Origin of the sequence: Paenibacillus phytohabitans (assembly GCF_013141775.1) — a bacterium.
GTDB lineage: Bacteria > Bacillota > Bacilli > Paenibacillales > Paenibacillaceae > Paenibacillus_AQ > Paenibacillus_AQ phytohabitans.
The window spans coordinates 1-16555 of the sequence record NZ_WHOB01000083.1; the positions used below are offsets into that span (position 1 = coordinate 1).

At 51.6% G+C, this 16555-nt stretch carries 9 protein-coding genes and 3 riboswitches; all 9 genes read right to left on the bottom strand.

From position 1 onward, the window contains the following. Window positions 1–335 precede the first annotated feature (335 nt). The 9 genes from GC101_RS27455 to GC101_RS27495 all read right to left on the bottom strand — a co-directional run bounded on the left by GC101_RS27455 (window position 336) and on the right by GC101_RS27495 (window position 16533). The gene (locus GC101_RS27455) at window positions 336–1127 is read right to left on the bottom strand and encodes a transglutaminase-like domain-containing protein (protein WP_246354543.1); all 792 of its coding nucleotides are present in this window, start codon (window positions 1125–1127) and stop codon (window positions 336–338) included. A gap of 32 nt (window positions 1128–1159) precedes the next feature. Then, a riboswitch (cyclic di-GMP riboswitch) is annotated at window positions 1160–1240 on the bottom strand. Between the two features lie 73 nt (window positions 1241–1313). Further along, window positions 1314–1394: riboswitch (cyclic di-GMP riboswitch) on the bottom strand. 127 nt (window positions 1395–1521) lie between these two features. Continuing rightward, on the bottom strand, window positions 1522–2175 hold the full coding sequence (locus tag GC101_RS27460) for a class D sortase (RefSeq protein ID WP_042133377.1): 654 nt from the start codon (window positions 2173–2175) through the stop codon (window positions 1522–1524). A gap of 72 nt (window positions 2176–2247) precedes the next feature. After that, window positions 2248–2652: a GtrA family protein gene (locus GC101_RS27465; protein ID WP_171719921.1), complete on the bottom strand. Its 405-nt coding sequence runs from the start codon at window positions 2650–2652 to the stop codon at window positions 2248–2250. After that, a complete protein-coding gene (locus GC101_RS27470; protein ID WP_171719922.1) occupies window positions 2642–3619 on the bottom strand; it encodes a glycosyltransferase in 978 nt (325 codons plus the stop codon). Before GC101_RS27470 ends, GC101_RS27465 begins: the two co-directional genes overlap by 11 nt. A gap of 81 nt (window positions 3620–3700) precedes the next feature. Next, the gene (locus GC101_RS27475; RefSeq protein ID WP_171719923.1) at window positions 3701–7540 is read right to left on the bottom strand and encodes a phospholipid carrier-dependent glycosyltransferase; all 3840 of its coding nucleotides are present in this window, start codon (window positions 7538–7540) and stop codon (window positions 3701–3703) included. Further along, complete coding sequence (locus GC101_RS27480; RefSeq protein ID WP_171719924.1) at window positions 7537–9531, bottom strand: carbohydrate-binding protein; 1995 nt, start codon at window positions 9529–9531, stop codon at window positions 7537–7539. The genes GC101_RS27475 and GC101_RS27480 overlap by 4 nt, the downstream gene beginning before the upstream one ends. Before the next feature lie 294 nt (window positions 9532–9825). Continuing rightward, a complete protein-coding gene (locus GC101_RS27485) occupies window positions 9826–11226 on the bottom strand; it encodes an NCS2 family permease (RefSeq protein WP_039309746.1) in 1401 nt (466 codons plus the stop codon). Window positions 11227–11350: 124 nt separating this feature from the next. Continuing rightward, window positions 11351–11450: riboswitch (purine riboswitch) on the bottom strand. A 382-nt stretch (window positions 11451–11832) separates the two neighbouring features. Beyond that, a complete protein-coding gene (gene guaA, locus GC101_RS27490) occupies window positions 11833–13371 on the bottom strand; it encodes a glutamine-hydrolyzing GMP synthase (protein ID WP_171719925.1) in 1539 nt (512 codons plus the stop codon). A 711-nt stretch (window positions 13372–14082) separates the two neighbouring features. After that, on the bottom strand, window positions 14083–16533 hold the full coding sequence (locus GC101_RS27495; RefSeq protein ID WP_171719926.1) for a transglutaminase domain-containing protein: 2451 nt from the start codon (window positions 16531–16533) through the stop codon (window positions 14083–14085). Window positions 16534–16555: the final 22 nt, after the last annotated feature.

Genomic DNA, 16555 nt, shown 5'->3' on the forward strand with positions numbered 1-16555 from the left:
TGAAACATCTGACGAGAATTTTCATTCTCTATTTTGGAAGTCACTTTCGTGATTTCCCACTCACTCGTTGTTCAGTTTTCAAAGATCAAGCTCGTTGTCAGCGCCGCTTACCGCGTCACCAGCAACTCTTATAATATATCACATTCATTCGAGTAATGCAAGCTTTATTTTGAAATCACTTATTTAAGTCATTTCTTATTAAGTTTGCCGCTCCAACAACGCTTATTTATAATACCCTATCTCTCTACCAAAAAGCAACCTTTTCCAAAATAAAAATAACCCGCTTAGTTACTAAGCGGGTTATCCTCAATGAAACTATGAATGCATCTGTGCTCTTAGTAGAACTTAGCTGCAGTATATTTACTTGCCACTTTAACCAGATCTGCTGTTTTGCTGTTCTTGGCAAGTCCAGCATCAACTGTAGTATCAATAGTTACCCATTTGCCATTAAGGAACACTTCATTCCAAGCGTGGTAAGACGTCACATAACTTGTGTTACCCATAACCAGTTTGGTAGGAATGCCTTCACTGCGAAGCATAGTAGCGAACAATGAAGCGTAATCGTAGCAGATCCCCTTCTTGGTAGCCAGGGTACTGTCGTTGTTAGGGATGTAATCTGTAGTTACACTGGAAGCCAGGGAATAATCATATTTCACATTGGCTACGATATAATTATAGATAGCCTTCACTTTGTCTTCATCTGATGTCAAACCTTGTGTAAGCTGTGTTGCTTTCAGAACTGCTTTATCGGAAGAACTCCATTTAACATTCTGTACGGAGCTCAGATATACGGCGTTGGCGTTGCTCAGGCTAAGATCTACTGTCTCGGAAGAGATTACTTTGTATTTGTTGCCGGTAGTGTTCTCAAGTACAGAAACCTTGTATGAACCGTTACCTTGTTGAAGCGGGAATGTTTCAGTTGGTTTGGAAGTGTATAAGTTGTAGGTGTAGCTGTTATTATCTTTGGTGATCATCAGCTTAATCTTCTTATCCTTAGGAACATTATAAGAAACTCCGATAACACCCTGATCAAGTTGACCTATGTTCAACCAGCTTGCATCTGCATTAGCAGCTTGAGCTGTACCTGTCTGCACCGACGTAACCACTACGAATAGTGTAACCAACATTAAATAGAACTTCTTCATTGGATAAAACCCCTTTCGGTAGCTGGCTGCCATCCTTACGGGAAGGCCCTTTAGCTTTGCGTCCCTACCTTTCGATAGGTTTGCCGTTATCGTATAAGCTTTATCTGTCCTTGCTTCTACCATAAAATGCTAGATTCACAATAAGAACAAACAAAAAAAGCCTCTTCATTCGGTAGCTGGCTGCCATCCTTACGGGAAGGCCCTCTAGCTTTGCGTCCCTACCTTTCGATAGGTTTGCCGTTTATCGTGTATTAGCTTTGTATAGTTATATCTTACCATATCTATTTCTATTATCAAGACCTAAATCACTAGATTTCCGCGAAAACAAATAAAAATTTTAAGTATTTTAAGTTTTTCCGTCATTATTCTACAAACATCACGATAACTTTGCGTGAATGATAAGTCTATGCGTTGGATTCACCAGCGGATCACAAGTAATGAGTGTTAGAATCTTGTCATCCTTATTCCCTTTCAATACGGATACATCGGTTGGTTCCACAATAGTCACATCATAAACTACATAATTGTATGCCTGCTTGCCGGTTGTAACGGAAATAGTGTCCCCGACTCCGACTTCATTCAATCTGTTGAACAGCCTTCCCGTAGTTCTTGATCTATGCGCTGCAATTGCAGCATTGCCAGCAGAGCCAAGCGGAGCCGTCTCCTTCATATGCGCAGCAGCATGCTTCATATTCGCCTTGGTGGCGCCTTCCAGCACAGGCAGCTTCAGATCTATTTTGTCGATTTCGATAATCGCCATCACCTTGCCTCCGACTTCAATCTCAGGCGCAGCAGAGGGTTCTGGCTCTTCCGCAGCCGACTCATCCGCCAGCAGCTGGGTTACTTCCGCATAAGGCTTACTTAGATCAGCACTGGCCGGAGCTGAGGCAGACGGAACGATTTCACTGTAGGCCTGTTCAGCCTCTTCCAGCAGCTTTTGCTGCTGACGGTCATTGTACCATTCGCTTCCTTTGGGATAGAGCATAATCAGTACCCCGGCAAGTATAATCAAATAGGATAATTTCCGCATGACAATCGCCTCCGTAATATAGAATAGATGTTACCCTCCCGGAAAAAATTAAGAAGCAATGCTTCTTAATTTTTAGAATACCCATTTCCGGCTTCCGAAGAAATTAATGATCACCGTAACAAATGTGACCAGCACTTTGGCGATCAGCACTTGAATACCAAGGGAATCGGTCAATATATGAATCAGCAGCACCGATATACCCAGCACCACCAGGTTCAGCACGATAAACCTAACCAGCTGCATCCGGTCGAAGCCCTCTTTATTACCTCTGTCCCGGTCGCGGAAGGTCACCTTTTTGTTCCAGAAGAAGCTGTTGGCCGTACCGGCGCTATAGGAAATAATCTGCGCAGGGGTGTTGATCATCCCAAAGGAATGCAGCAGTGTGAATACAGCAAAGTCAATCAGTGTATTCAGCAGGCCTACCGCATTGAATTTCAGGAACTGGATGAACCCCGCACTCCATCTCTTATCTGGCATAATCGCTTTCCTTCCGCGTGTCTTCTATTTCCGCATCCGGATAGCCTTTGGTCTCACGTACAATATAGAGCGGTCTGTCCTTCGACTCATCATAGATCCGTCCGATATACTCACCAATTACCCCCAGCAGCATCAGCACAATCCCGTTGAAGAGCAGATTCACGCCGACTATAGATGCCCATCCGGGTACAGTCCAGGAGGTAAAGACCTTTTGGAACAATACCAGGAACAGATAGATGAAGCTGGAAAAGGACAGAAAGAATCCGATATAGGATGCGATTTTGAGCGGTTTGTGGGAAAAGGAGGTGATGCCGTCGAGCGCAAACCGGATCATTTTTTTGAGCGGATATTTCGTTTCCCCGGCAAAGCGCTCCTCCCGCACATATTCTACCATGGTCTGCCGGAAGCCTACCCAGCTCACCAGACCCCGTACGTACCGGTTCTTCTCCTTCAGACCGCGCAGCACATCACAGACTTTACGGTCGATCAGCCGGAAGTCACCGGTATCGGTAGGGATTTCAACACTGGTCATACTGCTGAGCAGGCGGTAAAAGATCTTAGCGGTGACTTTCTTGAAGAAAGTCTCCCCGTGACGCTTCAACCGCTTAGCATACACGACTTCGTAGCCTTCTTTCCACTTCGCAATCATCTGCAGAATTACCTCAGGAGGATCCTGGAGGTCTGCGTCAATCACCACGACTGCCTGGCCTTCGGCATAATCCATACCAGCTGTAATCGCCACCTGGTGGCCGAAATTACGGGAGAAGTCGATCAGCTTGACATGCTCATCCCGGCTGCTGATCTCGCGCATGATCTCCGCCGTGCGGTCCCGGCTGCCGTCATTGACGAAAACCAGTTCATAGGAATCGCCGCAACCATCCATTACTTTTTTGAGCCGCTCATAGGTTATTTGAATGACTTCCTCCTCATTGAACATGGGGATAATTACACTGTATCTGGCTTTCACCTTAGTTCCTCCTATAAGTTTCTACGAGATACCCCGCAATAAAACTGTCTTCTGAAACATATGACTTCTTAAATAGTGCCCCTAGAATACCCAGGAAGGGAACCAGCGCAGTACAGTATTGATATAACTGCTGTTAACCTGCATTCCGGATAACACCGGATAGAACATTACAAACAGGATGGCTGCAGCAGCCACATAGGCATACCGCAGGTATTTGGTGTCGCCGAATCTGCTGTCAAGCAGCTTCAGGACATAGACAACCGACAGAATCATAAATGGCACCATCGCAAAATAATGGTACAGGAACGTCTCACGCGGCACAAGCATCCACGGAACATACTGTGAGAAGAACCCGATCCAGATCATGTACAGATTCTTGTCCCTGCGTTTCACGGTAAGCCACACGGCTGCCAGCATAGCGAAGATTCCGGTCCACCAGATGAGGGGATTCCCCATGGTCACGATACTGCTGGCCTTGCCTTCCGGCAATCCTTCACCGCCGCTGAAGAACCATACCGGACGTTTCATGAACGGCCACTCCCACCAGGAGGAGGCGAACGGATGCGTTGCTACAAGCTGGCTGTGATAGTTGTACATATTTTTCTGGGCATCAATCAATCCCTTAATGGTGAAGCCTTCCGCCGAAGCAGAGAGCGCCGGGACAAAGGACAGACTATAGATGATAACCGGGATCGCAATGAAGAATATGATGCAGCTGGCCAAAGTGATGATGGTGTTCTTCCAGAAGGATTGGTCCGCTGTCCGGCAGGCAGCTTTGAGCTCCTGACCGGTCAGCTTGCCTTCAGCCAGCAGACGGCCTGCGGCCTTATACTCCCTATACCGCTCAAACAGCGCCAGCGCCAGCATCACCGCAAGTCCTGCCCCACCGTAGAGAACAATCCACTTGGAGGCCACTCCGATTCCGAAGAACAGTCCGGACCAGAAAAGCGGAACCAGCGTTGTGCGCAGCGGCATACGGTAGAAGTTCATCGTATAATACCGCTGCATGAAATAGAACATCAGCATAATGAAGAATACGCCGTATACATCAATCGTCGAAATGCGCGTCTGGGTGAAATGCATGAAGTCCAGGGCGAACAGTCCGGCTGCTAATGCAGCATAGGTAGTCTTCCGGAACAGCCGCATCGCCATGATATAGATCAGCGGCAGCATTGCAATGCCGAACAGGGTGCCGATGATACGCCAGCCGAACGGATTGACGCCAAACAGCTCCATGCCGGCACCGATCAGCAGCTTGCCAAGCGGCGGGTGCGTATTCTCATAAGGAACAATATCATGATAATGTTCATAAGCCGTCCGTGCATGATAGATTTCATCAAAATACGTACTGTTCATGAAATTCGAGTTTTCCGGGATCATCGGCTGCTCATCGAACAGATTGGCCGGCGTCCCTCTTTTGGAGGCCGCAGCGGCATCCGGTGTAACACCGGCAATTGGCAGAGGCGTCTTCGGTGCCTCCTGGTCATAGAACGCCACTTCGTTCAGGGTGAAGCCCGGAGAGGTGACTGTCAGCTTGACGTATCTTGCCGATACGTTCAGCGGCTGGCTTTTCCATATGAAGACATTGCCGACATCCTCGCTCACATCAAGCGGGCTGCTCCAATTATCCGGCGTCTGGCTGAACTCCAGCTGAAACTTGCCTGTGCCGACACCGCCGAAGATATTTACCCGCTCCAGCTGGTGGGCCTGCCCCAGATCCACATAGAAGCTCTCGCCGCTGGCGGCAGGCTCCCACAGGGTCTCAGGCGACTTGGTATCCCCCAGATGATAAAGCGCAAGCGCTCCATAGAGTACCGTGATCGCGATCATCCAGATCCAGTCTCTGCGCTGCAGCTTCAGCGGGGAACGACGTTCTTGCTTGGCAAGGGGCTGAATCCCCTCTGCAAGCCGCATATCTGCTTCAAATGCAGCCTGCGTTGAAACAGGCTCTGGCAGGTGCTTTGTTGCTTTGCGGATATATACATCGTACCCAACATACAGCAGATATAACGCCAGAACTACGGTAGTAATCGCTGTAACCAGGACAATCCCGTCTGTCGGCGGATTGCTGCCGGTATTGAGATAGGCCAGCGTATAGCCTACATTAATATATTGAGTCAGCGAGAATCCGAGAAACAGTGTCAGGAACCGCCGGTCCTTGCTCTCAATGAAGGTGAATAGAGACAGGAGCAGAACTGGATACAGGTAGCGTTCATGCATTTTGGTGCCAAATACAAAGACAACGGTGATCAGCACCATGCCGAGGAAATACGATTTAGATAGATCCTTGCGGTCCTTGGTATTAAACGAATAATAAGCAGCAAGAGCTACTGCTACAAGTATGAAAATAAAGCCCCATATGCGGTAGGGTATGCCGAGCCAGGTGACATCAAGCGCCGACCACATCGGATCCGTCAAAGCATAAAGATTGAATGCATTAACCGTAGAATACGGATAAGAGGATAAAGTGCTCTTATATAAATCAATCACTCCGGCAAAACCGCCGTTATTCCAGAAGAACGGGGCTGCGAGCAGAGCAAATATCCCCAGTCCGTAGACAGCGCCCTGAGCAAGCTGCTTCCAGGCACGGTGATGATAGAAGGCAAAGAGCAGGACCGGTGTGAAAATCAGCGCCTGCGGTTTGATCAGTGTGGCAATGGCGAAAAAGATTGCTGCACGCACAAAGGTTCTATCCACTACTCCCATTATGCTGAGCAGCAGGAAGATAAGGAAGAAGGAGTCTGCTTGTCCCCACGCCGCAGAGTCCATCAGCACTGCCGGGTTAAACAGGAACAGCATCATCAGCCCGATCGCAAGTCCGGAGCCGATCTTGGCACGCGCGCCTTTGTAGATGATCCAGCCGAGCACGAGGTCGGAGATGATGGCCGGCAGCTTATATAGCACAGTCTCTGCGCCTGATCCGCCCGCAAAATTAAACAATCCGCGGAGCAGACTCAGCAGGTACAGCACATACAAGTAACCTGGGGGGTAATCCGCGAAATAGCCTTCTTCATAGAACTTGCCCGGACCAAGGTCAGTCAGACGATGGCTCCAAGCCATGAATGTATTCATATCATTCTGATAGCCCTGCGCAGTCAGGCCAATCCAGATCCGCAGAATGAACGCTACCCCAAACAGGACATACAGCCAGCGTGTATAGATCACGTCCTGCTGGTTCAGCAGGCGTTTACTGCTGAAGGCTCTGTGATATAAAAGAGCAAAGAACACACTGAATACTGCCGATATCAGCAGCAGCTTGGCAGGTGACACCTTATGCGGTGTTTCTGCCGGCTGGCTCCCGCCGCCCGCATCCGCCCCGGCCACCGGCGCCCCGCTGTCCAGCGATACAATGTTCGCGCCTTCCGGAGCTGCATCCAGCTGTTCTACGGACAGATCATCGAAATAGGCCTTGCCTTGAATCAGGTTGGCATATCCGCCCAGGGCAGCACCTATCCCGATCTCGGTCTGCTCTTTGCCGGTCTGGCCGATGAACTCGAGATACTGCCATTCGCCGGCTGTATCCTGGGTGGCGGGATAACCGCCGCCAATCCCGACCGGGAATATATTAGCACCCATTCCCCCGCCTGCTGTACTGACTATTTTGACATAACCCGAGATCTTATAGTAGCTGTCCGGCGAAACGGCAACCGTCTGTACCCACTTCAGGTGATTGGGTTCAAGGTTCTCAATGACTGCCGCTTTGCTGCCGGAGTGAACATCCTCGGACTGAACGGACAGCAGACCGGAGGCATCGCCCGAGATCCACATATCTTTGCTCCAGCTGGCAGGCGCACCGTCCTCCCCATCCTCAAAACCCGGATTCTGCAGTAAATTCCCCTCAGCATAAACGTTTGTTACAGGAAGAATAAATAATAAGAGCATCAGTATAACGGTTGCCGCCGCGCGTGTATTCTTGGTCATCGTTCTACCCTCACCTCGTCAATGTTAATCCAGCCGTTACCGCCGGTTATGAAAACTTCTGCCTGCATTCCCTGCTCCAGCGTGACCGCAGGAAGTGTAACCTGATGATAATCTTCCCCTGCCTGCAGTTCGGCTTCTGCCAGCACAGTGCCGGCTGCACGGATTCCGATCTTCCCGCCGCCGCTGCCGCCTGCACTAACCATGGCGGATAGCTTGTAGTCACCGGCTGCCGCGGCAAAAACCTGTGACACGCTTCTGTCAGCTCCCGCATCAAGATAAGCCAGCCTAGTTCCGGCGTAAGGCTTATTGTCAGCCACTCCCGTTCCCGCAGAGAATGTCCAGCCCGAAGTCCCTTCTTCAAATCCCCCGTTCCTAAATTCAGCAGCAGGAACCTCCGGAGCTGCCGGAAGCCCGTCCGCTTTGTCTTTAGTAAGCATTACGCTGTAGTTGGCGAAACGCTTAACTGTATATTCTGTACTTGCCGCAGGAAGCGGAGAGCTATTCCCAAAGATATATGCGGCATTTGCAGGCACCATGTTCAAATCATCAAATCTGTATCTCCCAAAGGAGGATACACGCTGGAAAGCTTCTCCCGGATTGGCATAAACGGCGGAATCCTGGAAGTCATGCGGATTGATCCGCTCATAGAACAGCACATAAATGTAGGGCATATTCACATTATTGGTAATATAGATTTCTCCCGGGCTGTGTTCGGAGGCATACTGCACCGCCTCGCCGAAAGAATCATAAAAATCCGGTCCGATCCGGCCGGGGAACTCACGGAAATAATCATTAGAGAACAGGGCAAAAAATATTGTAAACACTGCAGCGGCCAATACGGCAGCCCCCTTGACTCTCCCCGCAAGCCACACAAATCCGGCGCTTACCAGCATGATGAACGGATAAAAAATAATATTGATCCGGTTGATGTTTACACTTGTAATAAACGCCATCAGCACGGCAATCAGGAACCAGAGCAGCAAGACTCCATACCCTGCGTTCTCCCGCCGTCTGGTCCACCAAGAATGTATGAGGACAACCAGCCCCAGCAGCGCAAAGGGAAGCGCGATCGGGTACGCATAGCCGTAAGGAGAAATTGAATTCCATGGCAAGCCGTCAGTCCCGCTAAGCATAAGCTTGCTGAATGCACTGAAGTTATCCGCAGCTGCCCTCCCCAGCTGTCCGCTGAACACGGAGGAGATTTCCTCCACACGCGGCATCGTAAGCCTGGGAATAGTGAACAATGGAGTGGCTATGTCCTGCATGGAGTAACGGTTAATAACAATAAATAATAGTATAGGCAGGGCCATTACTGCAAACAGCAGGCTGTTCCACACAAGAGTCCTGAGCTTAAGTATCTTGCTATACAATAGAAGAATTGCCGTACCAAGTGCAAATAACGGGACAAAAAAGTAAGCTGTTCCATAGGCATACAGCGAGAGGGCCAGCATGCCGGTAAACGCATAAAACCATCTCGGATTGTCGAAGGATCTTAGCAGAAGGTACACAGCTATCAGAATCATCGTGGGAAACAGATTCGATTCCAGCGCCCACCTGGACATCATAATATGCCAGGGATTGATTGCAATAAAGAATATGGCAGCGATTCCTGCTCCGGATGAGGCGGACAGCCGTTTCATAATCAGGTAGAAGACAATCATGGCCAGTAAGCCCATGACCAGACTAAGTGCCCGCACAGACAGCGGCGTCAGGCCGAACAGCAGAATAAACGGCATGGACAAGTAGGCATACAGCGCATTCTGTCCGCTGCCCCAGGCGATAAGATGAACGGGCAGATGTACACCATTGCGGTCCATCCCGTAGTGAAGAATGGCGTAGGCATCATAGCCGATAGATGCTTCGTCCTGGTTCAGTCCCGGAGGAATAGAATTTATGTATATGATACGAACGATTGCCCCCAGCAGAAACAATAGGTACGGCCAGGGATTGTTACTGCAGGACTTGTAAGCTCTCGTAAGTAAGCCGGACAACGTTTATCACCTCTTCAACAATATAATCTAAATACTGGATGAAGAAAAGGGTAAAGCAGAGGTTAACCCCGGCTGCAGCCTCCTTATGAGGGATTCTCAAGTGAAACCTGTACATTTCTATAACAAGTAGAAACGGCTTTGCCGTCCTTTTATAAGGACGGTACCGTTTCAGCGAGAAATAGAAGGATAATTGATAGCGTGAAGCAAATAAATTCTTATATTTTTATAAAAAAACGGCCCCTTCATATTAATGAAGGAACCGTATACTTAAAAATGGATGTCGTTCGTTCTCTCTTAGCCTTGGCTGCCGATCAGAACATAACGCAGAATAATCAGAACAGCCAGTACCCACATCATCCAGTGGATATCATATTTCTTCTTGCCGGCCAGATTCGCTACGCAAGCCAGAATCACATAAGTGACAATCCCGAACGAAATACCGTTAGCGATGTTGTAAGTGAAAGGCATAATAACAAAGGTCAGGAATGCCGGGATCGCCAGGACCATGTCCTGGAAATCAATGTCACGGATGGATTGAGCCATCAGGACACCGACAATAATCAGTGCAGCGGCTGTTGCAGGGCCGGGAATAAGCGCTACAATCGGAGCCAGGAACAATGCGAGCAGGAAGCACACACCTGTAGTTACTGCAGTCAGACCCGTACGTCCGCCTTCAGCTACACCGGCAGCACTCTCAACATAAGCAGTGGTTGTGGAAGTACCCAGCATCGCACCACCGGCAACGGCTACTGCATCTACAAACATGGCGTTACCAACACGTCTTTTGCCTTCTTCAGCATCCTTCATGATTCCTGCACGTTCAGCAGTACCTACAAGTGTACCGAAGGTATCAAACAATTCTACAAACGTAAAGGTAGCAATTGCGGAAACGATACCGGTGTGCATAATGCCTTCCCAGTCGAATTCCCAGAAGTTGAGCTGCGTGAAGTCCGGAATCCAATGGGCTTGTGAATCATTAATAGAACTGAAATCTACAGCGCCCATCAGGATCGCAGCCAGCGTAGTACCCAGAATACCGAACAGGATTGCGCCGCGTACGCGCAGCACCATCAGGATGGAGATCAGCAGCAGGCCGATGATTACGAGCTGAACATCGGTGTTCTCCAAGCTGCCCATATGAATTACAGTCTCGAAGGAAAGAACATCCGTGAATTTATTAGCGGCAATGTCATTACCGGCTTCAACGCCGATCGTCATCAATCCGCTGTTCTTCAGACCGATAATAGTGATGAACATCCCGATACCGACCGTGATGGCATGCTTCAGGCTGTCAGGAATTGCGGTAAGCAATATTTGCCGGACCCGGGTAACGGTCAGCAGGATGAAGATGATACCGGAGATAAATACCGCAGTAAGACCCATTTGCCAGGTAAACTCATGTTCGGTGGTTGCCGAAGACAACACTACGGAAGCAAAATATGCATTAAGGCCCATACCAGGTGCCAGAGCTACCGGGAAGTTAATGAATAAGCCCATGGCAATTGTGAAAATACCTGCTGCAAGTGCTGTAGCCAGGAATACGGAATACCAGCCCATATCAATGCGGCCAAAGGCAGTCAGGGTATTGGGATTAACCGATAGGATATAAGCCATTGCCATAAACGTGGTCAAACCGGCCATGATCTCTGTGCGTACTGTGGTGCCGTTCTCTTTCAACTTGAAAAAGCGATTCAAATTGTTCTCCCCCTAAGGTGTATGTTATGCCATCACAGCAACAGAAAAGCCGGCATCTGGGAAGACACCGGCCCGAAAAAAGAGATTCTTGTCCGGCATATCCGGTGTTAACCGGACTTCCAGCTAAGCTGCTCTTCTTAATCGTAGCCAGGTCATTACGGTGACCTCGTAGAGACTTCCGGGCCAATCCCCGGAATTATACGAATATGTATTTGCTGTAGCGCTTTATCATTTTAGGTGTATATGACATGAGTTGTCAATGGTAAATACGAACATTAAGCGTAAGGTTCATACAATTGTTCGTAAATCGAACATTTTCATGACAAATTCCGCTTGGTACAGGGATGATCCGCCAAACCTCGCGGTATAAACGCGGACGGTACTGTACTCAAGCCAGGTTATACACGTATGGTGGAGCGCTAAGCCGGATAGCCGGGTGGCATCATTTTCTGTGTATAGCATTTGACTGTCCTTGTGTTTGTATGCGGAGCAGAAAAGAGAAGTTTCTCAAATAGAAACGGCATGCCCATATATCAACAAAAAAAGCCGGAAACGCCAAGGTAGGCGTTCCGGCTCCGGAATTTGATAGTCAGCTGTTACTGAGACCTACTCCCACTCAATCGTTGCAGGCGGCTTCGAAGTAATGTCGTACACGATGCGGTTCACGTTATCGACTTCGTTGACGATACGCACGGAGATTTTCTCCAGAATATCCCACGGAATACGTGCCCAGTCTGCGGTCATTCCATCTACGGAAGTTACAGCGCGGATACCTACGGTATAGGAATACGTACGCTCGTCACCCATAACGCCAACACTCTTCATGTTAGGCAATGCGGTGAAATACTGCCAGATTTCGCGGTCGAGACCGGCTTTGGCAATCTCTTCACGCAGGATAAAGTCCGAATCACGAACAATAGTCAGCTTCTCTTCGGTTACTTCACCCAGTACACGGATGGCCAGACCCGGACCCGGGAAAGGCTGACGCCAAACGATGGCATGCGGCATGCCGAGTTCCTCACCCAGCTTACGGACCTCATCTTTGAACAGGGTGTTCAGCGGCTCGATCAGACTGAATTTCATATCTTCAGGCAGCCCGCCTACATTATGGTGGGACTTAATCGTCTGAGCCGTTGCTGTACCGCTCTCCACGATATCTGTATACAGCGTGCCTTGCGCCAGGAATGAGAAATCACCCAGCTTGGCCGATTCTTCGTCGAAGCAATAAATGAATTCATTACCGATGATCTTACGTTTCTGTTCGGGATCGGAAACACCGGCCAGCTTGCCGAGGAAGCGGTCACGGGCATCGATTTTGACCACATGGATATCGAATTTGCCGACAAAAGTCTCCATAACGCTCTCCGCTTCACCTTTACGCAAAAGGCCATGGTCAATGAACATACAAGTCAACTGGTCGCCGATGGCACGGTGAATCAGCATAGCCACAACAGAGGAATCTACACCGCCGCTGAGTGCGCAGAGCACTTTTTTGTCGCCGACTTTGTCGCGGATATCCTTAATGGCATCGTCAATAAACGACTCCATCGTCCATTTGCCCTCGCAGCCGCAGACCTCATACAGGAAGTTCGAAATCATCTCATTCCCGTTCACAGAGTGGCGCACCTCAGGATGGAACTGTACGGCGAAGAATTTGCGTGCATCGTTGCTCATAGCTGCGATTGGAGCGCTCTCTGTCCCGGCATCCAGCTTAAAGCCTTCCGGAAGCTCCACGACATGGTCCCCGTGGCTCATCCATACGGTCTGATTGCTCTCAAGACCCGCTGCAAGCACGGACCCTGGCGAGAATTCCACATCCGCTTTGCCGTATTCCCGCTTGGATGCGCGCTCTACCTTGCCGCCCTGCTGCTGGGCCATCAGTTGCATCCCGTAACAGATTCCGAAGATCGGAAGTCCGAGTTCATAAATCGCCGGATCTACATGTGGTGCATCCTCAGCGTACACACTGCTTGGCCCGCCTGAGAAAACAATCCCTTTTGGCGACAGTGCCTTAATCTTCTCCATTGGTGTATTGTACGGCAGAAGCTCGCTGTATACCCCCAGGTCCCGAATTCTGCGCGCGATAAGCTGGTTATACTGTCCCCCGAAATCCAGAACAACGATAATTTCATTTGGCTTGTTCATTACTTGCCTCCCTTGATTATTGGATTCATTATACTCATGGTTAATTCTCAGCGTCAAGGAAAGGAGACGTCTCATGGACAAGGATTCTTCCTATATGTGGCGGGGGCTGGGCGATTCGGAAGAGCATGGAAAATCACGAATCCAGATCTTGGAACCGGTATCCGCTTCCACGTTTGCATAGTGAGGATAGGTGTGACGTTACCGCTGCTAACAAGTGATTTTCTCTTTCATGATTGCCGTCATATGCTGGACAAAACAGAGGGCTGGCCGGCGGGCGTACATCAGGAAAATTACTATGAACTAACTAATACGCCGAACTCACTAATACGCCGGAAAACCAACTAATACGCCGGAGCTATACTTTTGCAGCCCTCCAGGGTCACGATGTACTCTCCGGGGCGCCGCACAGCAGCAAAGTGAGCTCACTTAAGTTCCCCTGTAAAGAAAGGGCTAAATGTTGTAAGTATTACAACATGGATTCATGAATACTGAGCGATTTGTAACAATTGTTGTATGAAATGCAGGAATTGATGCGCTTAACCGCCTGATTACGGGGAAATGCTGCTTTTTATACAACAATTTCTGATTAGGCTCGTTATTATGAGGAGATTGTTGTATTTCGTGCAAGATTTCAGTTGGCATCCAAGTTCAGCTTAAATATTGATGTAAATGAAAGGCGCTCGCTGCATTAGCAGTGAACGCCTTTTCATCTTATCGGGTCAGACGGAATGTAATCGTCAAACATCTGGCAATGAACGCGGCAGCGTCATTGGCTTCCGCATCCTTGGCAGGAGCGCAGGAGCGCAAGGGCGGGACCGGTACGGATGCGCCGGGGCGCGGGGAATGCGGGACCGCGCCGGATGCGCCGGGGCGCGGCGATTGCGGGACCGCGCCGGATGCCCCAGGACGCGGGGGATTCGGGACCGCGCCGGATGCGCCGGGACGCGGGGGCTGCGGGTCCGCGCCGGATGCGCCCCGGCGCGGGGGATGCACGCGGGCGGCAAGCCCGCCCGCGCATCCGCTGTACGCCAGGGTTTCCCACTGGCGTACGAAGTCCCGGACGGCGGCGCGCAGCCGCCCGTCCTCAATGGCCAGGGAGTCTGCGTACTCCCTGGCGGTAACCCCGGGCAGCGGCGGCCCATACCGCGCCGCCAGCCCGTGCCAGGCCAGAGCGGCGGCGCGAAGCTGCCGCTCACGGCTTAATCTGCCGGCGCGGCGCACCGCCGGCAGCAGGGCCAGGCAACGCCGCCAGCGGATGGCGGCGGCCAGCCCCAGCGCCGCAGCGGCAAGCGGCGCCGGAGCTGTGCCGCCCGCCTGCGGCAGGGCGGCGGACAGAGCGTCCGCGAGCTGCGCAGCGGACATGCGGGCTCCCGGCGGCGCGGATGCAGCCGCCGGATTCGTCTCCGCCGCGCCTGCGGCAGCGGCGGAGGCAGCAGGCGTGGGGTCGAAGGGGACCCAGCCGGCGCCGGGGAAATAGACCTCGACCCAGGCGTGGGCATCGCCGCCGGTCACATTGTAGCGCTGCGGCATGGAGCCGGCCACAAGCGTCCCCGGGCCGTAGCCCTGGACGTAACGGGCCGGTATGCCGCTGCTGCGCAGCAGGACCGTCATCGCCGTGGCGAAATGCACGCAGTATCCCTGCCGGGTCCCGAAAAGGAAATCGTCGGCGAAGTCCGCACCGGGCGGCGGCACTCGGGTCTGCAGGGTGTAGGTGTAGCCGGTTTGCAAATAATCTGCAACCGCAGCAGCGGCATCATAACGGTTAGCCGCAGCAGCAGTAAGCTGCTCTGCCAGAAGCTTCAACCGCTCCGGCACGGCTGCGGGGAGCTGCAAATACAGATTGCTCACCCGCTCAGGATCAATCCCCTGCAGCTTGCGCAGCACAACCGGATCACTTTCCGGAAGCACGGACTTCACCGTATATTCCGTTAACTTGGCGGACCCGGAGACCTCCGGCAGCCGGAAGCTGCTCTTCTCGCCGTTCGCAAGGACATAACCAAGCTGGCTCCCATCAGCCAGCCGGATATTCTGTACATCGACTGCCGTGCCTGCGCTGAAGAGAGGAAGCCCGCCGGATGAAGGCTTGGCGAACTGAATCCGCTGAATGAGCGGCGCTGGCCCGGCCGCTTCCGGCTCCGCAACCGGGAGGCTCGTTAAATTAAGCGGTTCATAGGACACCCCGCTTCTGATCCAGCGGCGGCCGTCATAATAAGCTATGCTTTCTCCCTGCCAGTAGGACGGACGGGCAGCCGTTACGCTAAAGACGGCCTCTCTGCTGGGCGACAAGGGCATTCCCAGCTCCCCGTCTCCCGCACTGTAACCGGTGCTGGCCGCCTGAGGTCCGGCAGATTCTCCGGGCCTTTGCGTTTCCGCCCAATTCTCCAGCTTGTTTAGAACCGGCTGCAGTGTAATGGGAACCACTGGCCGGGCACCAAGTCCCTGCCCGCCTATCCAGGCTGCCACCGTCACGGCCACCGCTGTAGAGAACGCCCATATTCCCCAGCGGGCGTAAGGAAGAGCGTGGCTTCCTGTCCGCTCCTGCAGACGGAGCAGTCCGCTTAATGACCGCATCCAGAGAATCAGCCCCGCTGAGACCAGTACATCACCGGACGTATCGACAGCATAGACCATATCTAGCGCCAGCAGATATACCAGGGTTACACCTGTAAATAAGGTGATACTTCCCCTGTAAAGAGCCAGCTGCTGGACAGATGACACTAACAGGCCCCAGCCAAGCACCAGAATCAGCAGCCGGCTGTTCTCACTTAAGGCAGAAATCCGGCCTGACAGGAGCAGGAGGGCATCCTCACGGATATCTGCTGCATAGAGCCGCAGCCAAGCTGCCCCCTCCTGTGCCGCGCACAGGTAGAACCAGGTCAGGAAGATCAGGAGGAACTGCCCGCAGGCCTGCAGAAGGCGGGGAAGCTGAATGCATCCCCATAACAGCAGTCCGGCAGCCGAGAGCATCAGGAGCTTCAGAAGCTCGGCGGTATCCGCCGATGCGGCCAGCCGCTTGAGCGGCAGCAGCCACAGGGTGAACATCCCCATAATAGCCAAAGAGAACAGCCCGCGATAATACAGGGGACTGCTCTCCCTTTTATCGGCGAAGCTGTTCTCCGTACTTTCCGCTTCCGGCTGCCGGCTGCCCCCTGGAGAATTCATAGGGCCCCCTAAGTCTGCTGGC

Bases quoted from the DNA above. Each gene is read 5' to 3' on its own strand.
- GC101_RS27455 (WP_246354543.1), bottom strand. From the start codon at position 1,127: ATGTTGGTTACACTATTCGTAGTGGTTACGTCGGTGCAGACAGGTACA.
- GC101_RS27460 (WP_042133377.1), bottom strand. From the start codon at position 2,175: ATGCGGAAATTATCCTATTTGATTATACTTGCCGGGGTACTGATTATG.
- GC101_RS27465 (WP_171719921.1), bottom strand. From the start codon at position 2,652: ATGCCAGATAAGAGATGGAGTGCGGGGTTCATCCAGTTCCTGAAATTC.
- GC101_RS27475 (WP_171719923.1), bottom strand. From the start codon at position 7,540: ATGACCAAGAATACACGCGCGGCGGCAACCGTTATACTGATGCTCTTA.
- guaA (WP_171719925.1), bottom strand. From the start codon at position 13,371: ATGAACAAGCCAAATGAAATTATCGTTGTTCTGGATTTCGGGGGACAG.
- GC101_RS27495 (WP_171719926.1), bottom strand. From the start codon at position 16,533: ATGAATTCTCCAGGGGGCAGCCGGCAGCCGGAAGCGGAAAGTACGGAG.